Annotated in this window: 15 protein-coding genes and 1 tRNA gene; 6 read left to right on the top strand and 10 right to left on the bottom strand. The window is 31.3% G+C overall.

Annotated features, from left to right (window positions below; translation table 11 throughout):
- Positions 1 to 3 precede the first annotated feature (3 nt).
- The 6 genes from LNQ49_RS01320 to tssD form a co-directional block, all read right to left on the bottom strand.
- A complete protein-coding gene (locus LNQ49_RS01320; protein WP_229986993.1) occupies positions 4 to 4,230 on the bottom strand; it encodes a PAAR-like protein in 4,227 nt (1,408 codons plus the stop codon).
- Between the two features lies 1 nt (position 4,231).
- On the bottom strand, positions 4,232 to 5,026 hold the full coding sequence (locus tag LNQ49_RS01315; protein WP_229986992.1) for a hypothetical protein: 795 nt from the start codon (positions 5,024 to 5,026) through the stop codon (positions 4,232 to 4,234).
- Positions 5,027 to 5,101: 75 nt separating this feature from the next.
- On the bottom strand, positions 5,102 to 5,503 hold the full coding sequence (locus tag LNQ49_RS01310; RefSeq protein ID WP_229986991.1) for a hypothetical protein: 402 nt from the start codon (positions 5,501 to 5,503) through the stop codon (positions 5,102 to 5,104).
- Positions 5,504 to 5,571: 68 nt separating this feature from the next.
- A complete protein-coding gene (locus tag LNQ49_RS01305) occupies positions 5,572 to 6,915 on the bottom strand; it encodes a DUF3289 family protein (protein WP_229986990.1) in 1,344 nt (447 codons plus the stop codon).
- 1 nt (position 6,916) lies between these two features.
- The gene (locus tag LNQ49_RS01300) at positions 6,917 to 8,758 is read right to left on the bottom strand and encodes a type VI secretion system Vgr family protein (RefSeq protein WP_229986989.1); all 1,842 of its coding nucleotides are present in this window, start codon (positions 8,756 to 8,758) and stop codon (positions 6,917 to 6,919) included.
- Positions 8,759 to 8,919: 161 nt separating this feature from the next.
- Positions 8,920 to 9,315 carry a type VI secretion system tube protein TssD gene (tssD, locus tag LNQ49_RS01295; protein WP_229986988.1) on the bottom strand — a complete coding sequence of 132 codons (396 nt, stop codon included), beginning with the start codon at positions 9,313 to 9,315 and terminating at the stop codon, positions 8,920 to 8,922.
- A gap of 721 nt (positions 9,316 to 10,036) precedes the next feature.
- On the opposite strand from tssD, the gene LNQ49_RS01290 reads away from it, so the two are divergent.
- The 3 genes from LNQ49_RS01290 to LNQ49_RS01280 all read left to right on the top strand — a co-directional run bounded on the left by LNQ49_RS01290 (position 10,037) and on the right by LNQ49_RS01280 (position 13,579).
- Positions 10,037 to 11,251, top strand: a complete 1,215-nt coding sequence (locus LNQ49_RS01290; protein ID WP_229986987.1) for an outer membrane protein assembly factor BamB family protein — start codon at positions 10,037 to 10,039, stop codon at positions 11,249 to 11,251.
- Between the two features lie 489 nt (positions 11,252 to 11,740).
- Positions 11,741 to 11,812, top strand: a tRNA-Glu gene (locus tag LNQ49_RS01285).
- A gap of 669 nt (positions 11,813 to 12,481) precedes the next feature.
- Complete coding sequence (locus LNQ49_RS01280) at positions 12,482 to 13,579, top strand: exopolyphosphatase (RefSeq protein ID WP_229986986.1); 1,098 nt, start codon at positions 12,482 to 12,484, stop codon at positions 13,577 to 13,579.
- 134 nt (positions 13,580 to 13,713) lie between these two features.
- Here LNQ49_RS01280 and LNQ49_RS01275 read toward each other — a convergent pair whose 3' ends face one another.
- The 3 genes from LNQ49_RS01275 to LNQ49_RS01265 form a co-directional block, all read right to left on the bottom strand.
- Positions 13,714 to 14,157 carry an SMI1/KNR4 family protein gene (locus LNQ49_RS01275; RefSeq protein ID WP_229986985.1) on the bottom strand — a complete coding sequence of 148 codons (444 nt, stop codon included), beginning with the start codon at positions 14,155 to 14,157 and terminating at the stop codon, positions 13,714 to 13,716.
- A 66-nt stretch (positions 14,158 to 14,223) separates the two neighbouring features.
- The gene (locus LNQ49_RS01270; protein WP_229986984.1) at positions 14,224 to 14,985 is read right to left on the bottom strand and encodes an alpha/beta fold hydrolase; all 762 of its coding nucleotides are present in this window, start codon (positions 14,983 to 14,985) and stop codon (positions 14,224 to 14,226) included.
- Between the two features lie 25 nt (positions 14,986 to 15,010).
- Positions 15,011 to 15,913, bottom strand: a complete 903-nt coding sequence (locus tag LNQ49_RS01265) for an EamA family transporter (RefSeq protein WP_229986983.1) — start codon at positions 15,911 to 15,913, stop codon at positions 15,011 to 15,013.
- Between the two features lie 164 nt (positions 15,914 to 16,077).
- Here LNQ49_RS01265 and LNQ49_RS01260 point away from each other — a divergent pair, with 164 nt between their 5' ends.
- From LNQ49_RS01260 to LNQ49_RS01250, 3 genes are all read left to right on the top strand, one after another.
- On the top strand, positions 16,078 to 16,539 hold the full coding sequence (locus LNQ49_RS01260; protein ID WP_229986982.1) for an Lrp/AsnC family transcriptional regulator: 462 nt from the start codon (positions 16,078 to 16,080) through the stop codon (positions 16,537 to 16,539).
- A 260-nt stretch (positions 16,540 to 16,799) separates the two neighbouring features.
- The gene (locus LNQ49_RS01255) at positions 16,800 to 18,017 is read left to right on the top strand and encodes a glycoside hydrolase family 27 protein (protein WP_229986981.1); all 1,218 of its coding nucleotides are present in this window, start codon (positions 16,800 to 16,802) and stop codon (positions 18,015 to 18,017) included.
- Positions 18,018 to 18,138: 121 nt separating this feature from the next.
- The gene (locus LNQ49_RS01250) at positions 18,139 to 20,148 is read left to right on the top strand and encodes a glucosidase family protein (RefSeq protein ID WP_229986980.1); all 2,010 of its coding nucleotides are present in this window, start codon (positions 18,139 to 18,141) and stop codon (positions 20,146 to 20,148) included.
- A gap of 102 nt (positions 20,149 to 20,250) precedes the next feature.
- Here the strand turns inward: LNQ49_RS01250 and LNQ49_RS01245 are convergent, their stop codons facing one another.
- Complete coding sequence (locus LNQ49_RS01245; protein ID WP_229986979.1) at positions 20,251 to 21,084, bottom strand: AraC family transcriptional regulator; 834 nt, start codon at positions 21,082 to 21,084, stop codon at positions 20,251 to 20,253.
- Positions 21,085 to 21,165: the final 81 nt, after the last annotated feature.

The following is a 21,165-nucleotide window of genomic DNA, read 5'->3' as shown; positions in this document are numbered from 1 at the left end:
TTTTTAATCGTCTTTTTCTCCTGAAACAGTTTTGACATTTCCTAAACCTATTTTTTCATTAGCTTCATCTGGAGTTAAATAATTGTCAGATTCTATTAATTTATCTATTTCTTTTATTTCAAAATTTTTAGGTTTAAAAAAACCCATAAATTTTTTATAGACATCTCTTTTTCTTTTAGAACTATAGTGACTATAAAAAACATTTCCACTACAATCATAAGAAGAAATTTTTATCATTCCCCCTTGATTCCCTCCTAAAACAGCATATCTGCCATTTGATAATTTTCCATAAACAAAAGTTACATGTCCAGTACTTTCAACAATCCCATCTTTGCTACAATCAGAAAATGTTGCAATTACACCAAAAAAAGCTTCTGACGGCATAACTGTTTTATGATTAATAAACGACCTAGAGCCTGCTGAGTGTGGAGAATCATATTTAGGACTCGAATTTTCCAAACACCAACATGCAAAAGATGAACACCAAGCATCAGTACCTACATTATAATTGGCTCCTTCTTTATGGTATAAAGTTACTCTGGATTGAATAGCAGCTTGTTTCTTACCTCCGTATTGTTTGGCTTCTGTAACAGCAACCTCCATCCAAGGTGCTCTACCTAACAATTCAGGTAGTTTTCCTCCATTTTTACAGATACCAGTAAATATTTCATTTTTTCCGGGGATATAATGGTCTTCTGTGACTACTTTGGTTACTTCCCACATATAGGTTTTTCCATTTTCAAATCCTCTTCTAGGTTTATAACTTTGCGAACTGTAATGCCAAGCTTGTCTTGAATTTTCATATTCCCCAGTTTCTTTCATAAAAGGAGCATTCGAAGCATATCCATATTTTGTAACCCAAGGGGGCTTTGTTATGTTTGCTTTTCGTTTTTCTAAACTATTCTCGATACCATTATCTGGAACAGCAATACTTTCATCAAATACGATATAGTTTGGTTCAGAACCATGACCAACATGACTAGGTAGGAGTACTTGCAAATAAAAATCTGTAAGTGTAGTCATTTTATCTTTATTTTGTTTAAGATATTTTTCAACGTATTCCATTTGTTTTATAAAGGTCATTTCTCCCAGCGCATCATATGTTGTACCTAATGATTGAGCTGTAGTAGCACTAAATTGAACCAAACCTATGTATTTGGTTCCAGAAGAACTTACTCCTTTTTGAGAAGGACTAAATGTTTTTCCTGTTTCTAAATGCATTATTGACATAAGCATGCTAGCCTTTTCTATTTTCTTTTCTTCTCCCCAAATGTTAGTACAAACTTCGAGTACTTTTTTTCTTTCATCGCAAGTAATTTTTGAACTCCAATAAAAATTATTTTCTTTACACGTGCAAATTTTATTTGTTTGAACCTCTGCCATTTCTAAATCTACGACTACTGGAACAGTACAATTATCGATAGCTTCCTCAGTCAAAATACCTTTTCCAACAATCAAGGCTGTATTTTTAAAACAGATGAGTTGCTTTCGTAAGGCTATTTTTTCGTCTTTGGTAAAAGAAGTTTCGTCTTGTTTGACTGCTTTAATGCCTATGGTTTTCATGTCTGGGCTTCGTACTAAACTTGCTTTTGGGTAAGACATTACAGCTAATTGGTCATCTTCAAAAATATAAATTTCTTTTTTGTCATCGTTTGGATCTTTTAGTTTTCGGCTTACTTGTATACTAAAACGTACAGGATTTGCTTCTGCATCAGTTAGGTGTTTTTCTTCGGCTGTAAAAGGGAGTTCTAATAGTCCATCACTGCCTACTTTTTCTTTATAATCCTTAATACTTTGCAGTACTGTTATAATACCATTTTTCTCTTCCATACAGTCCGAATGTACCAAAGTCATAATATCAACCCTTAATTCTTCTTCCTGCATATTGGCAGTATGTACCCATATTTTGTGGGTTTTGTTCTGATGAGTAAGGGTTTGCTGTACGTTTTTACCATCTTCTGTCGTAAAGAACATGGATTTTATTTTTTTATTGTTGGTTACAACAAGCTCTTCGTCTGGAACTAATACTTCTATAAATTTTGTTCCCACTACTGGTTTGCCGTTTTTTATAACCATAGTGTCGGGCAAGGTTATTGCTCCTTGGTTTCCTACAGGCATTTCTACAGTAAAAATCAAACTTATAGTAGGGTTTGGTGTTTCGGTTGTTGCGGGTAGGGCTTTTTTTATTTTTTCTTTATAATTGTCATCACTAATGATTTTAAATGAACCAATACCTTTGTCATCAAGAGATATTTTTTTTTCTTCTAGCATGTAAGTTGCTGGTTCTAAATAAAAAGATTCGCTTATTCCTCTTACCCAAACTTTTATGATGATGGTCTGATTTTCTAATCCTGCAATTTCTACAAAAGCATAGGTTTCTTCTTTATACCCTGTTTCGGTACGTTTATAACCTGTACTATAAGCCCATAAGGCACGTTTTAGCTCTGGGTCTGCTACTTTTATTTTAGCTTTTACTTTTGTGTCTAGGGTTTGTTCTCCTGTAAGGTAGGTAGCTATTTCAAACTCTCCCTCGCTATTAAAGGTAATTGTTCCGTCATTATTGTCTACCACATCATTTGGTAATTCTAAATTTATTTTTTCATCACCAGCCAGCGGCATAATACGAGCTGCAGTTTCAAGTTTTACTTTGGCGCCTTTTGGTATTGATTTCGGCAAAGTAACTTTGTCTATTGAGTTTCTTATTACCTCAAAGAAAAAGCTATCTGATGCATTAAATAAAGGCGTATTAGTTGGTTTTCCATATCCCTCTATAACATATTTACCAAAGTAGTTGTTACCTCCTTTGGCATCATTAAACAATATTTGGTTGATGGGTTTATTGATGCTTTTTTCTTTTGAAATGGAAGCATTTTCAAAGGCTATTAATCGCGTACCGTCTTTTTGCAAATACCATTGCATTTTGGTGTTGTTGGCAGGCAAAAAATCAACATTAAACTTGCTTACTTCTACTTTTAAACTCTCATAATAACGCAACAGTTGGTTACTCGTTCCTTTTACGGTATTTACTCCTAAAGATTCTAAAACAGTTAAGGTTGTTTTTATTGGACTTGAATCATTGGGCGATGTATAGGCTTCAATTTGGTATTCTCCTGGGTTTTTGAAGGTAAAAATACCGAGTGCACCCGTTTTTGTCTCCACTTTAAGTAGATTAGATTCGCTACTAATTTGGCTATTGAAAATTACGGTATTATTATGAGTTACCCTCCAACTGGCAATTGGAGGCATTTCATAGACAAGACTGGATGATGATGGATTAAGTATTTTTTGTTTTTCAGCAAAAGAAGTTGCTTTAAATTTTAAGGTTAAAGGTATTGGCGTGTTTTTTAACAGGGTCTTACCTAGTGCAGAAATTCCTTCAACATAATCTTTTATATATTCGATAAGTATGGCACATTTTTTAAATCCAGCTTTGTTTGCATAGGCTTCAATTCTATACAAACCTTCTTCTTGATCTTTAAAAAGTTTATTTAATGCAAATACGATGTTGGCTCCAATACCTACAAAAGTTTTTACTTTATCATTGATTTCTTCTCCTTTAAATAAAGCCCAGGTTATTTTTGTTGGATCTCCCTTGTAGATAGCTTTTAATTGAAGTTTTACTTCTACAATTGGTACTGCCGAAGGCCAAATATTTGTATTTGTTGCTTTTTCTATGAAATAATATTTACCTGTGGGTTTTTCTGCAAGCGGAGCAATAATAGTGATTTCGGAAACGGAATCTTCTTTGGTTGGATCTGAGGTTTCCCATTGGGCAGAGGTGTTTTCGACAGTAAAAGGATCTGCTTCTTTTACATCAATTGTGTTTACTGCTTTTTTTTGTCCGGTGGTTGCAAATTCAATATTTCCTGGTGTTCCATAGCCAGGGCAAGTTCCTGTTGAGATATCTAACAGTATCTTCATACTTTTATCAAAATCTACATTTTTATAAAAGTCTTTGTATTTAATGTTGCATTTTGCTTTGCAAGGCTGTGGTTTTTTACTTTTATCTGGAAGATAACAATCACCAAAACCCGCTCCGTTATTAAAACTTTCTGCTGTATCATCAAGGTTGGTAGCAATTGGTTTTTCCTGAGCAAAATACTTGTTCTTTTTTAATTTTTTAGTCTGACTTTTAACGGCTAGCGGCACTGCAGTAGCCTTGCTATTATTAGCAACAGAATTAGAGCAAAAGCATTTAGCTCCTTCTACTATTATTTCTCCTTTTGCCATATTATTTAGAATTAATTTCTCTTTTTATATTTAAAAATGTCTCTTCTTTATAATGAAATAAAGCGTCTGTTTGAATTTCAAAAATTGCGCTTTTGTATTTTATCTTTCTATGGGAAGTATCTAAAGTTGCAATTACTTTTATGTTTGCTGCATATTGTTTTTGATTGTTTTTATTGCTTGTTATAACATTTATCTTTTCAGTACACTCTTCATTTACGGTTTCTTGAGATTCAAAACAGAGTAAAGATTCACCAGCATCTGATATAACAAATTTTGTTTTTCCGACACATTCTAAATTCCCAATAGATTTTATATTCCAATTAATTGCTGTGTTATTGGTTTGCTCTTCCTGATCAACTTCCGGATTAAAAAAAATTAAATTCCAAAAAGGTTCTTTAAACTTATTTTTGGTAAACGTTTTTTCATGATATACATTTAGATTAAATCTTTCTAATATGTCTTTAGCATTTTTGTTATCGTCGTATTCTTCCATCAGAATAGCGGTGTTTTCTTCCCATCTTTCAAGCCATTCTTTATATTCTATCATCTTAACAAATTCTCCCTTACTTGTTGTTTGAATTTTAATGGGATAGGTAAGCTGATCTAAATTTTCAAGAAATGCTAAATAAGTATTTTCATGAGCAGGTTTATTAATGGTTTTTGTCTTATTAATTTCGTAGGTGTTAAAATTTGATTTTTTTTCTAAAGCAAGAAATGTAACATTAAAAGAAGTTTGAATTTCTTTTACATTTTCATTAACTATTGTGTTTATTTTATGTGTTATTTCAAAAGTCATTTTTTAATTGTTTTTCTTGAGAGAATACTTCTTTTAGATAATGATCAAATTTTTCTTCTAAATTGGCTTATCCATTTATTTTTTATTATTCTCTGTTTCATCCAAAACAATTATGTTATTTTTATATATTACATAATTTGTACTTTGACTGTCGTGATATATCATTGCAAATAAATATTCATCCATATTATAAAAGAAAGGATTATCCCAATCACGAATTCCTCCTTCTTCAAAATTTGATGTATTGTTTCCTATAAAAGAGGAGTATTTTGTATTCGATGTATGTGTGTAGAAACAATATCGATATTCTTCATACTTTTGAATTGTATCATTTTCTAAAGTTGTTTTATAAAAATCTTTAATCTTTAACATAGCTTCCTCCATTGAATATGAATCATTGTTATACACTTCAAAGTAATCAACTTTAGATTTTGAGCCTGTGATAATCTCTACGTTAGGTATTTTTTTAATTTCCATTTTATTTTTTTTATTTGAACACGAAATGATGAAAAATAAAAAAATAAAAACTATTATTTTCTTCATATCTATAATTTTCCTGTGAATTTATGTACTATATCTATTTTTGTAATTAGTGGTTTAAAACTTCGGAAGTGTTGTAAAATAAACCAAGCAGAAAAAATGTCGTTACCGAATTTATGGATATCAGGATAATCTAAACCAAAATGATCCCAGTATATAATTTCTAAATTCATTTCATAATTATCGCCATTCCTTTTATAGGATGTGATATAAACTTGATATGCCCACACATCATTAATAGTAATTCCTAAACCACTAATTTTATCATGAAATATAGGTCTGTCAACTTTATTTTTAATTAATTGTTGATATAGTATACCATTTTTGTCATCTGTTATTTCTAATTTATCAATTTCCCCTTTATTGCTGCTTATATAATTTTTTACAGTGTCTTGTACTCCTTTAATAAATGCCTTTGACTTTTCATGAGCAATTACTGCATGTGTTAATGTAGTATTTGAGTATTCTCCTCCTGCGTTTGCCTTGACTTTATCAACCATATCTTGAGCAACATTTTTCAAATCACCACTAGCAAAATACCACATGTCGTCTCTAAATATTGAAAACAATTGGTCATTATCTTTTTTAAGAAACTGTTTAATCTTCTCAATTCTTACTTCTGATAAATTCTTTGCTATTAAATCAGCCGTTTCTTCTTTTGTTTTTAACCAGTCTTTATTTTCTGCTTTTAAACTTTTATTAAATTCTTCTTCATATAATTCTTTCTTCAGACGTTTAATTCCAACTTCATTTTCAGGGTAATCACCATATAATAAATCTGATGCTACGGCAGTATTATCATCATTTTTCCCTTTTTTATGTTTCCCTTGGATAATAAGCATGGGAAATTTAAAGCCTTTTATGGTTACATTCACATTCACATTTTTGCTGGGAGCTTCAAAATAAGCATATATCCTTACTTTAGAAGCTTGCTTTTCTGAAGAAACAAAATGGGAAATTTTTTCTTCACCCAAAACTTTTGGAGCATCATCCATTTTTCCCTCATCATATTGTATTGCCCATTTTAGATTCTTAAGTTCAGATTTCGTTGGAGTTCTACTAAATTCTATTACTTCATAATTGTAGGCTTTGCCTTTTTCTATGATATTAACAACTTTGTTGGTGGAAGGATCTATTGGGCCTTTTATTTTTTTAACAAGCAATGTTTTCTCTTTCTTTTTTTCTTCATAATCCGCAAACTTTTTCCCACCATCTTTTCCATAAAAAGTATTCTCTTTTGGTGATTTAAAGTCCAATGCTCCTTTAGACGCATCTTTTGTAATCATCTCTGCTTCCTTATAAGATTTTCCAGATATGTTACGTATTATATTTCCGCCTTCTCCCGCCATATTACTGCATTTTTACCTGTTTACCGCTATTAATATTTACTTCTTTGGCGCTTTCCACATTTATAGATTCTTTTGTGCTTATGTAAGAACCTATCTCCATGTTTTCAGTAATACTTTTAGCTTTTGAATTTCTTCCCACTAAAGCCGTTTCTATAATATTACTTGCTGTAAGATTATAATCTTCACTTGCTATCTCCGTGATGCTTTCTCCAGCAATAACATTTATATCTTTTTGTGCAGTAGCCACAATATTTTGTCCTGCCGACATAATTATACTTTCTCCTGCATTAATGGTTATGTTTTTTGGGGCTGTAACCTCAATATTCCCATTACCATCCATAAACCACTTGTTGCCAGAAGGGTCTTTTACCAAAATACTCGAATCACCTTCGTCAAAAGTAATTGTGCTTCCTGTGCGTGTATAAATACTTTTGATGTTATTTTTTAAATCACCCCCAGTACCTGTTTTACCGTTAAATAAGCTACCAATTACAAATGGTCTGTTAGGATCGTTATAGCGAAAACCTAGCATGACCTGATCGCCAACTTCGGGAATAAAAACCATACCACGGTTGGTGCTAACTTCACCACTAGCTCCTGCATCAGGTGTCATTACGCGTAACCATGGAGTACATTGTTGTTTAGTGGCTTGCCATAACATTTTTACACGTATTCTACCTTGCCCTTTTGGGTCGTCATTAGCTACTACTTCAGCTTGTTGCATTTGAGCTATAGGAAAGGCGATGTTTGGCTCAGGTAACTTGCGTATTTTGGCAGGTATCGCTTTAAAACTGTTTTCGTACTCGCCTATGTCACTGGCTTTATGGGTTATTTCGGTGATGATATAGATACCTACTTCATTGGTTTCGTAGTTGATTTTATTAATATCTTGTCCGCTGTTAAATGCAGCTAATTTGTCTTTTACTTGCATGGCATCTATGCTAATGCTCATGCCTATTCGCAGACTTCTATTGCGGCTAGTTGCAGTTATAAAATTAGATTCTGCTACAGCGCTTTGTTGTCGGTTTTGCAATATGATTTGCAAATACATATCGTCACCAGTGGCAATTCTTCCATATTCTAATGACGGTGTAGTATATAGTTTTTGAGAAGCGGTTATGGCATCAGTACCCAATCTTGGGAAACCTTCTATTTGATCTCCGGTCTTGGCTTGATATAGTTTGTCTACATCTTCATTATAAGTATACGCTTCTAATTGGTTAGGAATTGCTTGAACAGAAATATTTAAGTTATAAAGATCCTTGTTGTAAATCAATTTAGTAAATTGTGTGCTGGCATTTGGTTTACCAAAAAAAAGTTTTTCTCCATCATAATATAACCATTCGTTGTATTGTTTGGCTAAGCGTTGTATGAATTGAAAATCAGTTTCAAGATATTGGGTTTGATAGTATAAATTGCTGCTAAACTCAGGTTTAATTTCGTTTTGCAATTGTTCACCAGCTGCTATTTTTATTACTTCCTCAATGATATCTTGCAAATTGGTGTTTTCCCACGAACTGAGCTTTGATCCCGATTCAAGAAGTATGGTTTTGGAATAACCCGAAATAATAATTTGGCTTCCTACATGTCCTAATTCTTGAGAATATTGAATATTGGTTACTATTCCTAAAAAATTATTCTTGTTTTCAAAGGCAATGTGTAATACGCCTCCCAACCATTTTTGAGCACTTTCTATAGTATATGCTCTTGGTTTTTCGACCACAGAATGCGGAACACTAATTTTAAAATGATGGTGGTTATTAATGGTTTGGTGTAGCTCGATAGTAGTGAAGTGTGAGATTTCTTTTCTATCAATACCAAATATTATTTTAGGAATGACCATGATTATGTTTAGTTATTGGTTTATTTTTTTTTAAATTTTAAGCTAAAAGATATCATGTTCTGAAAATAGAAGTGATATTGTTGAATGTTTTTTTTGAAAAAAATGTAAATAAAAAAACAAGAAGCGGTATTATACCGCTTCTTACTTATCATAAGGAAAAATTAAATTTTAGCCCAATTGTTATCTAATGTTGCATTACCTAATGTAATTTTCTCAGCAGAGAAAGTGATCTCAGTTACCATTGGAGTTTCTGCCAAAGCATCTAATTGCTCACTAAAGAATACAATGAATGCATTTTCAAAAGAAAGTTCTTTCATTACTTGCTCTGAATCAGCTTTAAAATACTTTACTTTTCCGCTTACTGGCTTGTGCTGGCTGTTTACTGCTTGTTCAATAACGGTAGTGTTGTCTGTAGATTTAACTCTTACGTTTAATCTACCTCCTTTAATCTCAGATGAAACAGCTCCTTTACCATCAGTATGTCTTAACATATCTACTTTTGAAAATAATACCTGGTACTCGTTTCCTTCGAATTCTAAAATTGCTTTAAATGCCATAATAAAAATAATTAAGTTGTTAAAATTGTTTTTTTGTAGAATATCCCTTTTGTTGTTTGACTAGTATAAACAAAAAAGGGATATTCCAATTGATTTTAGAATACCCCCTTTTTGCACTATAAAAGTACTTTTTTTGATTTACTTCTTGTAGGAAGGAGAGGGTGATTCGTAATCAATATTAATACGAATATACAACTACAAATAAAACATACAAGCTAATTTGTAAAGTTTTTCATAAAAAAACGCCAACAAAATAGTTGCAATATGTAAGAAGATAGCATTTACTTGGTGTTGCATAGAATTTAAATATTTTTCATATCTAAAAATCTACTGAGTTTACAAAATACACAAATCCCCATCTCTATAATATTGACTAAAAATAAATTATTCTACTTCACATTTTTAATTGTTGTTTATTTTCTATTATTTATGAGTAAAATAAGGGAATTCACGGTAATATAAATAGTGATAAACCAATCATTGACACTTTGTCTATTTTTAAAAGATTATTGCATTAGTAGTAAAATGATTCTTGTGAATTAAAATCATTGCAAGATGAATAACTAATTATTAATATACTTAATTAATATACAGCACTGTAGATTTGAGTTCGAGTCTTATTTCTTCTACTAAGGCGAATCTTCAGAGAAATCCAGAGCTTTTTTGTATATATTTACTTGCATTAAAATAAAGCATTACAATCAGAAGCAAAATTTAAAAAATGAAAAGAAAACTAATAACTATTTTATTTGTATTTACTGTTATAAACATATTTGGGCAAATTTCAACGGTGTCACAACCTGATAAAACAAATTCTTCTAACAATGAATTGGCTCTTAATGAAATGGTCACTAATAAGGTTATAAATCCGCTTAAAAAAGCTCCGTTAAATAAAGAATCAATCTTAATTTATGATTATGATGGCTCCATTTTTTCATTTGATTTTGAAACTGAAGATATTAATTGGACCGCAAAAGCCACAGATTCTAATACTGAAATGTGCGCAAATAAAGTAACATTACATGATGGGGTAGTATACGTTCCATTTATAAACGGTGAAATTTTTGCAATAGACAACCTAAGCGGTGATGTTTTTTGGAAGTCAAGGTTAGGTAATATTACAGATCAAATTATTCTAAAAGATCAAGCTCCAATCATAAATGATGGGAAGCTGTACATAACTGCTCAAAATCAAAATCAAAGCAGTACTATATATGCACTTAATATAAAAGATGGTAGCTTATTATGGAGTCACAAGCTGGATTCTCCAAATAACGATATTCCAGTACTCTCTTTTGATAATAAAATTTTTACCCAAAGCGCGTCGAATATCTATAGTTTTGAAGCGAATACAGGAAAAATTCTTAACCAAAAAAGTTTTGAGCATGCCATGAATGGAAAACCAGTAACAGATGGTGAAAATGTATTTATAGCAAATGAAAAAGATATGCTTTTTGCTTTAAGTCCTAATAAACTAGATGTTTTATGGCAATTTAAATTAGATGAAAATCAATACAATATTAAGGAACGCATATTGTGTAAAGACAAGATACTGTATTTTGCAGCACCAGGCTCTAAAGTTTCTTCTGTATACTCTGTTGATTCAAAAACAGGAACTAAGATATGGAAAACTGATTTTGAAGGGGATAATGTTGAATACATTACTGAGGATAATGATTTTATCTGGGGGTATACTCGTAAAGGAAAACTTTTTAAGCTAGACTTAGCAAATGGTGAAATTGTATTCCAAATAAAATTAACAACCTTACCTGTTTCAAATATTGAATTTCCTGATGACGATGATAACTTGTTGTATTACTATTGTGATGCTGGTTTAATTCAATTTAGTTTAAAAGAAAAAGAAGAAAATGTATATTATATGCGAACTTCACTTAAGGATGATATCTATAGCGCATATCTAAAATTAATTCGATAACAAAACATTAAGATCCAAATAGTATTGTCTCGAGATAATCTTTAATGAAATGGATTAGATTTTTTTAATGGTTTCCACCACTACGATAAAAGCTTCAGAGAAATCTGGAGCTTTTTTTGTTTCCATTGACTTTTGTAAAAATATTTATTGCTGTATAAGGTAGAAATAGGGGGGATGTTTGCAGTGAAATTATAAAATAAATATTTTTTAGAGTTAATAAATGGTAAGAATATTCTTTTAAAATGAAGTTTTGTCAATTTTATTGAAAATATTTTTCTTAGTTGAAATAAATAAAAATCTCTTTCTGTTTTTTAGTTTACGGAAAACAAATTATTATTAATCAAATAAATACATTTTTATCAATTCGGTTTGTTTGTGATTGATTGTTTCTAATTGGGATTTTTTTAGAATAACTGAAAAAACTTTTTTTAAAAATCGCATTGTACATCTGAAAAATAGTTGCACTTTTGCACCCGCAACAACAAAGCAGGCCCGTTCGTCTATCGGTTAGGACGCATGGTTTTCATCCATGTAAGAGCGGTTCGATTCCGCTACGGGCTACAACTTAAAAGCTTCAGATTTTTTCTGAAGCTTTTTTTTATGGACTAAATTAACCTTAGTTTGTTTTTCTTTCAGAAAAGCAAATGTCTTCATAGGTGACTCTAATCTTGTAAGTCAAAATAATTCATAGAATATATAAAATTAGGAGCTTTTAAAGGATTACAATTTCGATTAAATAGAAAAATTGCATAAAAAACAGAGATATCCCTATAATTTTTGATATGAAAAATTTGGAGAATAGAACTATTATTGCTTGTTCGATATTAAAATATTTTTGATTGTTATTCTTACTCAATGTGTTAGGAAAATAAAATAGTGTATCATTAACTTAACATTGCTACACTGATAATTTAATACCATATTTTCTTAATAACTGAGTTTGAATTAGTAAATGTTTTTATAAATTTGTGGTGTTTTATTTAACAGTTTTTGCTTCGTCACATTTTAGATATGATAGCCAATTATTCTTTTATTTAGTCATTTATACATTAATCATCATGAAGCTTTTTTTACTTTATAGATAATATAAAATGACAATAGATTACTTCTGAAGAGTCTACTTCAATAGTACTTTAATTTTGATATTTAAAAAACGTAACACAAACTTTTTATTAAACACACACATTAAAAATTTTACTCCAAATTAAATTATAACTGTAACTAAACCCAATGCTTAAAAAAAACAAATCCCAAATTTTAATTTTAATTTTTTTAAATTTATTTTTTTCCATTAATTCATTTTCTCAAAAAAACGTTTATGCCGGAATTGAAATCGGGCGTCGAACAATAAAAGTTACCGTTGTAGAGGTGAATAACATAAAGAAAGCTGATTATAAAATTGTTCACTACGTAGCCGAAGAGGGACTTAGTTTTGCCAAAAACATTACTGCTTATGGCGAGCTTACTCAGGAAGACATAAACAAAGCTAGTAGCATTGTTTATAATCATTTGTCACAAATTAGAGTGAAATACAATATTAGTGAAGATAATATTTTTTTAGTTGCTTCTTCAGTTTTTGCATCTGCTCGCAATCTTAATGTTTTAAAAAGTAGAATTGCTTCTCTAGCTAACAAAGATCTTGACGTTATCAATATCAACGAAGAAACTAGAATATTAGTTAAGGGGTCTATACCGCCAGTTGATTATCCTAATGCTATATTGCTTGATATAGGTGCTGCAAATACTAAAGGTGGATACATAGATGAAATTGGGGATAATAGATTAGAGTTTATGCCTTTGGAGCTTGATTTCGGTACAATGACACTTACTGATGCAGTGAAAAAAACTGTAGTAAATCAAAAAGAAGCTAGTAATATGACGGTTTATCAAGAGAAATCTTTTGATTATAACCCTGTTCTACGTAAGAAGGTGAAAGAAATGTTAGACTCAAATCCTCTTTTATTAAAGAAAGAAAAGATTTATCTATCTGGAGGTGCTGTTTGGGCGTTTACAACTCTATACTTTAATGAATACACTAAAGATCATTATGTTCCTTTTAATTTAGAAGATATTATGAACTATGATGCAGTCTTGAAGAATAACTTCAACAAGTATAGCAATCTTTCTAAAACGGATAAAGAAGCAGCTAGAGTTTTGAATATATACGATCAAAAATACTTAATTTCTGCAAACAACATATTATTAACTTTTGTAGAGGGTATTCCAAACTTAGAGAAAAAGAAAATATACTTTGTAAAAGAAGGACCAATAGCTTGGCTTATCTCATACATTGCTGACCGTTCTAAAAAGATAAATACTAACTTTTAAGTATTCTTATGTCATTCATAAAATGGCTTTAATATAGTATTAGAATAACAAAAAAGCTTCAGATTTCTCTGAAGCTTTTTTTATGAATCTATCTGTATACTTTTGAGTAGGGAAATAATGAATAGTTTTGGTGTTTAATTTGCTTGAAGACCAATTTTTAATATAAACTCAAAGATATTTTTAAAATCGGTTTTTTTTATTTGTTGTGTTTCATGATCATAAAAATAAATTTTAGAATCACATAGTCCAAAGCTAGTCTTAAAGCCATAATAATCTCCTGAGTGATTATCAGAAAAAGCAAGAAAGTTATGTGACTTTATTAATTCACAATTTTTATTTTTTAAAATGATGTCCCATTCACTATTTTGGTCAACAGAATAAACAGTAGTAAATGCAAAATAACCACCTCCAAAAGTTTTAACGAACTGTTTGTATTCATTTGGGAATAATACAGAAAGGCTCATTTCAGCATGATTTATTTCTTCGTCAGTAGCAATAGCATCAGATTCTAAACCAAACCATATAGGTTGTTTGCTTTTAATCTCTGTTACTTTTTCAAAAAACTCGGTAAAGTCCATCTTGTTTTCTTGATTAAATTAGTGTTGTATGACTCTGTTGGATATCTTAATAGTGAAATAGGAGTGTTATAAACACATTTTGATAAATTCAATAGTCTTGTTGATTACCATTTCTGGAACTTCTTTATGTGGGGTATGGGAAACATTCGGGATAATATATTTTTCAGATTTTCCACTTACTAAATCTATAGTTTTGCTTACTTGTTCTAATGAGCCGTATTCATCATTTTCTCCTTGAATAAACAAAAGGGGACAACAAATTTTAGGTAATAAATATTCGATGTTCCAAGTTCTGAAATCATCCCTAATCCATGTTTTAGTCCACGCATTAAAAATCATTTCTGTTTTATCTCCATGATATTTTTGTAATCTTTGAGGAAGATTAGTGGTAGCGTAAGCCTCAATAGCTTTATGAATCCCTTCTAAGGTCACATCTTCCACAAAAATATGGGCTGCTTCACATACTATCGCTTTAATCCGATTTGGGTATTTACTAGCTGCAATTAAGGCTATAGATCCACCATCACTGTGCCCAAACAAAATAGCGTTATTAATTTCTAAATTTTCTAGTAAATCATTCAATATGTCAGCTTCTTGTTCAAGATAATTTACTGATCTATTAGCTGTAGGCATAGATTCAGATTTTCCGTAACCTAAACGATCATAAACTAATAAATTGCATTGAACTGCTTTAGCAATTTTTTCAGGAAAATCCCTCCAAAGTTCAGTACATCCTAAAGAGTCATGTAGAAAAATAAGGGTAGGATGATTTTTTAGATCATTTTTATATTCAGCATAGAGATTCTTTCCGTTTATACTTAGTAACATATTATGTTTAGATCTTTTGATTTAATTATGCGATTAAACTACTTGTTGCTTGTTTCTTTTTTTTCGCTTTAGCCAAATTAAGATAGATAATTGCACTTAGCATTATTGCAATACCTGTTATCTGTAAAAAAGTAATTTTCTCTCCTAGAATAATGTGCGCACAAAACACTGCTGCTGGTAATTCTAATGTTAATAATACAGAGCTCAATCCAGCTCCGATTTTTGGCATACCAACAGTAAAACAAATAGGCGGAATCACAGTTCCAAAAATAGCCAAAAAGATACCCCATTGAAACAAGCCTGCATCAATATGAGTGCTTGTTGTAATAGATTGAATATTAATTAAAAATATAATGATTGCTGATCCGCTTGTCATTAAGGCACTCTTTTCAAACATTGGTGTTTCTTTACCTAGTTTACTGGTAAAAACAACATAAAGCGTATAAAGTAACGCTGCCAACAAACTTAGGAAAACTCCCTTAAAAGAAATAGTATTACCATTTAGATCTAAAAGATTTCCTGCTAAAACGGTACCTAAAATTATAAAAAGTGCGGATACGATTTCTATTGAATTCGGTTTCTTTTTGAAAAATAACCACTCAACGAGAATACTAATCCATGTAATCTGCATTAATAAAACAATAGCTAGTGAAGCTGGAATATAGGATACAGAAAGATAATAAGTATAGGCTGAAGCCCCCATTGTAGTACCAGCGAAAAGTATTTTCCAATTAATGGATAATTTATATAATCCCTTTTTTAAATTTCTGAAAATTGTAATAGACCATAAAATCAATGTACCTAGTAATGCCTGTACAAAAGTAATCTCGCCTGGAGAATATCCTTGTCCGTATGCAATTTTTGCAAATGAGGAAAGCATTCCAAAGCTTAATGCTCCCAAGGCAACTATTATTATATATTTATTCATTTTGTTTTTACGACAATTTTATTTTGTCCTGACAAATGTATTAAATAACACATTATGTGTATGTTTGATAAGTTAAATTCGTATTTAATTCTTTATAAGTGACGTTTGTTCGTTTTTTGTTCTAAATTTGTTTTATTTCTCATAATTAAACTGGAAAAAATCCAATGGAAGAATTAAGCAAACAGGAAATTGAGTTACTAAGAATCCTTCAGAAAAATTCTAGATTTGATATTACTGATCTTACTGAAAAACTAAATATGTCAAGAACGTCTGTTTATGACAGAATAAAAAAGTTAGAAAATGAGGGGTATATTGATGAATATGTAGCTATTATTAATCCTAAAAAAGTGGGACTTAACTTTACAGTAATTATCAATGTTTCGTTAATTAGTCAGCGACTTGAATTTGTAGAAGAGTTTTCGAAACAAGTAGCCGAATTAGATGAAGTTGTCGAAGGATATGTAACAGGAGGAATTTTTGATTATGTCCTAAAAGTGGTTGTGAAAGACCCTGAAGCATTTAATGATTTTATAGTAAAAAAACTTTCTATAATCCCTAATATAAGTAAGGTACAAAGCTCATTTGTTATGAGTTATATTAAACAATCAACAGCTTTACATTTTTAAGCTCTTTTATACGACTAAAAGTTTAAATCAGGTATTGACTTTAATAGTCTGGCTGTTGTTAGCTATTAGATTAAAGCCAAATATATTAAAAGCTTCAGAGGTATCTGGAGCTTTTTTGTTTTTATGTCTTGCCTCATTTCTTTTCTATTATCAATCAGATAAAATAGTATAATTTAAAGCTAATATACTATAGGGTTCAATTCTGGATTGCTTGTAGGTTTGCTGAAAAAAAATAATATAATTCTGCAAATAAACTTAAAATGAAATATTTAAAAGTAAAGAATTGGTTCTTAATGAGTGTTGCTGCTTTTTGTATGCAACTTAATGCACAGAAACTTGATAGTTTAGTGTTAACACCTCCTATGGGATGGAATAGCTGGAATACTTTTCATACTGATATAAACGAAAAAATGGTGATGGAAACGGCAGATATTTTAGTTTCATCTGGGATGAAAGATGCGGGTTATATTTATTTAGTACTTGATGATGGATGGATGGCAATGGAAAGAGACAATCAAGGCAATTTAGTGCCTGATCCAAAAAAGTTTCCTCGTGGTATAAAAGCAGTTGCAGATTATGTTCATTCTAAAGGGTTAAAATTTGGGATGTATAATTGTGCCGGAACTCTAACCTGTCAAAAATACCCAGGAACACGTGGATATGAATATCAAGATGCAAGAAATTATGCTGCTTGGGATGTTGATTTTCTAAAATACGATTGGTGTTATGCTACAGGAATTAATGCCAAAGAAGCGTATACAACTATGAGTAATGCTCTTAAGAAAACGGGAAGACCAATTGTGTTTAGTATATGTGAATGGGGAGTAAACAAACCTTGGGAATGGGGTGAAGGAGTTGGACAATTATGGCGTACTACCGAAGATATCTACCAAATTTTTGATTCGGTACATGATGAAGGAACTTGGAATTCTCTTAGTGTGATGCATATTGCAGATTTGCAGTCTAATCTTCGTAAATATTCAGGTCCTGGGCATTGGAATGATCCAGATATGCTTGAAGTGGGTAATGGTATGACCTATAATGAAGATAAAGCGCATTTTTCTCTTTGGAGCATGATGGCTGCGCCATTAATTGCAGGGAATGATATTCGAAAGATGTCAAAACAAACTTTAGAAATCCTTACTAATAAAGAGGTACTTGATGTTGATCAAGATCCACTAGGAATACAAGGATTTCGATACCTTGATAAGGATGGATTGCAAGTGTGGTGTAAGCCACTTAAGAATGGAGATTGGGCAATTTGTTTTATAAACCGTAAAACCGAATCAAAGTCTATTAATTTCGATTGGAATAAAGAAAATATTGTTGATACCGTTTTTAAACACACTCTAGATAATAAGAGTGTATATAACTTATTTGATGTTTGGCGTAAAAAACAAACTGGTACAACGGCAAAAACACTAAAAGAAACCATAGAACCTCATGGTGTATTGATGTATCGATTAAGCAAAGCATAAATTGTTTAAACCATATCAGCTATTTAAGAAAGGACAAGTTTGAAATACACTTATATGGTTGGTATTTTGGTCTATGTTTTATTTTAAAACAATTAAAAAATTCTAAATCTTACCCTAATTAATGGATACGACATTTATAAAGAAACAAATAGTGATTAGTATGCTTTGCTTTATTTCAGGCAAAGCCTTTTCACAAGAAAATAATCGTTGGCAAATAAATAACGATAGTGGTATTTCATGGAATATCAACAATATTCCGCATGATGATCATATCGAAATGAGTGGAAAGAAAATTTCATGTGTAATCAGATATGGTGTTTCTGCTGATAGTTCTTTTCATGCAACTCGAAGTTTAGTTTGGCCTATGCTAAGAACAATCCCAAACAATACTCATGCAAGTCTTACTCGTAGGTTTGAACAAGATCATTTAAAATTAGTTACCGTTAATAATAAGTCTATTGAGAATGAAAAAGTAGTTTCAATTACTCTCAATGGAACTGTATTGATCAAAAGTAAAGTAGGTAAGATGCTGGAGTTAACTAGAACATATTTCCCAAGCACTACACTAGCAGCTTATTGTGAATTGTATACCATCAAAAACAGTTCTTCAAAAGAGTTTTCAGTAGAAATACCAAAGTCAAATATAATTTATTATACAGATCCAATTAAAGGAACAGAAGGAAGTTATGCTATTCAATCTAAAGTTTTAAATGATGGGTATTATAATCTAAAACCAAACGATATAATTAGTTTTTCTGTTTTTTATTTTGCTAGTAAATCAAATGAATTAATACCTGAAGTAGATGTAGAAAGTGAAAAAATAAAACGTCTTAAATTGGTTCAGGAATTATCTAATAAGTTGGTATTAGAAACACCAGATACAGTATTGAATACAGAATTTGCTTTTGCAAAATTGAGATCTGCTGAGAGTATTTTTGAAACCAAAGGAGGGCCAATGCATGGTCCGGGTGGTGAGGCTTATTATGCAGCAATTTGGGCGAATGATGAAGCAGAGTATATTGGACCCTTTTTTCCTTTTTTGGGTTATGATTATGGTAATAAGGCATCTCTAAATGCTTATCTTCATTTTGCACGATTTATTAATAAAGAGTACAAACCAATGCCAAGTTCTATTATTGCCGAAGGGATTGATATTTGGGATGGTGCTGGTGATCGTGGAGACGCAGCAATGATTGCTTATGGAGCAGGGCGTTATGCTCTTGCAAAAGGCAGTAGTGTGGAAGCGAAACAATTATGGCCACTAATAGAATGGTGCCTTGAATATTGCAATTTAAAGCTAAATCAGGAAGGCGTTGTTACATCAGATTCTGATGAATTAGAAGGCCGTTTTCCTGCTGGAAAAGCCAACTTGAATACATCATCATTGTATTATGATGCCCTAAATTCAGCTATTTATTTAGGAGAAACTTTAGGAAAGAATAAAGCGCAATTAGCGGTTTATAAAGAGCAAGCTAAAAAGCTAAAACAAGCAATTGAAAGGTATTTTGGTTCTAAAATAGAAGGGTTTGAAACTTATAAATATTATAAAGAAAATGATGTTTTACGCGCTTGGATTTGTACACCATTAACAATGGGGATTTATAATAGAAAAGAGGGAACTATCGCAGCTTTGTTTTCTCCTAAATTATGGACACAAGATGGTCTTGCCAGTCTTTCTGGCGATAAAACATTTTGGGATAGATCAACCTTATATGCTTTAAGAGGGGTATTGGCTGCTGGTGAAACAGAAAAGGCAATTGATTTCTTGCATTACTATTCTACACGTCGTTTATTGGGAGATCACGTGCCTTATCCAGTAGAAGCATATCCAGAAGGGAATCAGCGCCATCTTTCGGCTGAAAGCGGTTTGTATTGTAGAGTTTTTACTGAAGGCTTGTTTGGTATTCGTCCAATAGGTTTAAATAGTTTTGATTTTACTCCTCGTCTTCCATTATCATGGCCAAAAATGAGTTTACGCCATATTAATGCATTTGGTCAAGACTTTGATATCATTGTTAAAAGAGTAAATAAAAAACTAAAAATAACAGTTTCTGATAAGAATAAAATATGGTTAGAAAAACTCATTAATGATGGAGATACCGTTAAAGTAATGTTTGATAAAGTGTTATAAATAAGTAGATTGGCTTAGGGTATGATTATTGGACAACGAGTATAAAAACCTTTGTACTCGTTTCAAATTATTCAAAATGAATATTCTAAAGTAATAACAATATCAATTGCTTAATCCAACTCTATAAGCTTTAAGGCTAAGCTCTTTGTGGCGTTTAAAAAACTTATTGATATGGCTTTCATCTGCAAATCCAAATTCATCTGCTATTTCATGAATTCTTTTGTCGCTGAAGCGTAATCGATGTTCTATAAGTCGAATACGGTTTGATGAAATATATTCTTGTATTGATTCGTTGCATTGTTTGCGAAAATAACTCCCGAGATAAGTTGGCGACAAACCAAATTTTTCAGCAATTACGGCAACTTTTAATAATTCGGGCCTGCGTATGTATTCTTGGATATAATCTAATATCTGTAATATGCGAATATCTGCATTGGGAGAAATGTTTTGTGGTTTAATTACGGCTATGTTTCTCGCAGCAATAACAATAATTGCGTTGACCAAATGAATTATAAGGTCTTCGTTGTACATTGTTTGCTGTGCTGTAGCCTGTCGTAGATTTTGCATCAGCAAAGTAACCATTTGCTTGTCATCGTTGTTTACAAGTATTGAACCTGACAAATGTGATGCATAATATAAAAGACATTCTATGTGATCGATGCTCTTCCATTGATATTCTCTAATATAACTTTCACCAAACCGTACCACCATAAACTCGCTGGTACTTTCTAATTCAAATCCATGGCAGTCATTTGGAGTTATTAAAAACAAATCTCCTACAAAATAGGGAAACTTGTTTTCATTGACAGTGTGATTCCCAGTGCCAGATATAACGTAAACGAGTTCAAAGAAATTGAACTGCCTACCATTTAAAGGGCATTTATCTACTTTTTCGTAGTATGCTTCAAGCGATTGATAAATATTTTCTCTTGCCATAGCGCAAAGATACCCAAACAAGCTTTAAATGTACCTGTTTTTGTTCTTTTTACCAGTCTATTTTTGTTGAAATAAATATAA

The sequence above is a fragment of the Flavobacterium pisciphilum genome, from assembly GCF_020905345.1.
GTDB classification, from domain to species: domain Bacteria; phylum Bacteroidota; class Bacteroidia; order Flavobacteriales; family Flavobacteriaceae; genus Flavobacterium; species Flavobacterium pisciphilum.
The sequence above is the reverse complement of the archived record's forward strand: the minus strand, read 5'-3'. Positions and strand labels throughout refer to the sequence as shown.

Coding starts and splice junctions, on each gene's coding strand:
- LNQ49_RS01320 (WP_229986993.1), bottom strand. CDS start 4,230: ATGGCAAAAGGAGAAATAATAGTAGAAGGAGCTAAATGCTTTTGCTCT.
- LNQ49_RS01315 (WP_229986992.1), bottom strand. CDS start 5,026: ATGACTTTTGAAATAACACATAAAATAAACACAATAGTTAATGAAAAT.
- LNQ49_RS01310 (WP_229986991.1), bottom strand. CDS start 5,503: ATGGAAATTAAAAAAATACCTAACGTAGAGATTATCACAGGCTCAAAA.
- LNQ49_RS01305 (WP_229986990.1), bottom strand. CDS start 6,915: ATGGCGGGAGAAGGCGGAAATATAATACGTAACATATCTGGAAAATCT.
- LNQ49_RS01300 (WP_229986989.1), bottom strand. CDS start 8,758: ATGGTCATTCCTAAAATAATATTTGGTATTGATAGAAAAGAAATCTCA.
- tssD (WP_229986988.1), bottom strand. CDS start 9,315: ATGGCATTTAAAGCAATTTTAGAATTCGAAGGAAACGAGTACCAGGTA.
- LNQ49_RS01290 (WP_229986987.1), top strand. CDS start 10,037: ATGAAAAGAAAACTAATAACTATTTTATTTGTATTTACTGTTATAAAC.
- LNQ49_RS01280 (WP_229986986.1), top strand. CDS start 12,482: ATGCTTAAAAAAAACAAATCCCAAATTTTAATTTTAATTTTTTTAAAT.
- LNQ49_RS01275 (WP_229986985.1), bottom strand. CDS start 14,157: ATGGACTTTACCGAGTTTTTTGAAAAAGTAACAGAGATTAAAAGCAAA.
- LNQ49_RS01270 (WP_229986984.1), bottom strand. CDS start 14,985: ATGTTACTAAGTATAAACGGAAAGAATCTCTATGCTGAATATAAAAAT.
- LNQ49_RS01265 (WP_229986983.1), bottom strand. CDS start 15,913: ATGAATAAATATATAATAATAGTTGCCTTGGGAGCATTAAGCTTTGGA.
- LNQ49_RS01260 (WP_229986982.1), top strand. CDS start 16,078: ATGGAAGAATTAAGCAAACAGGAAATTGAGTTACTAAGAATCCTTCAG.
- LNQ49_RS01255 (WP_229986981.1), top strand. CDS start 16,800: ATGAAATATTTAAAAGTAAAGAATTGGTTCTTAATGAGTGTTGCTGCT.
- LNQ49_RS01250 (WP_229986980.1), top strand. CDS start 18,139: ATGGATACGACATTTATAAAGAAACAAATAGTGATTAGTATGCTTTGC.
- LNQ49_RS01245 (WP_229986979.1), bottom strand. CDS start 21,084: ATGGCAAGAGAAAATATTTATCAATCGCTTGAAGCATACTACGAAAAA.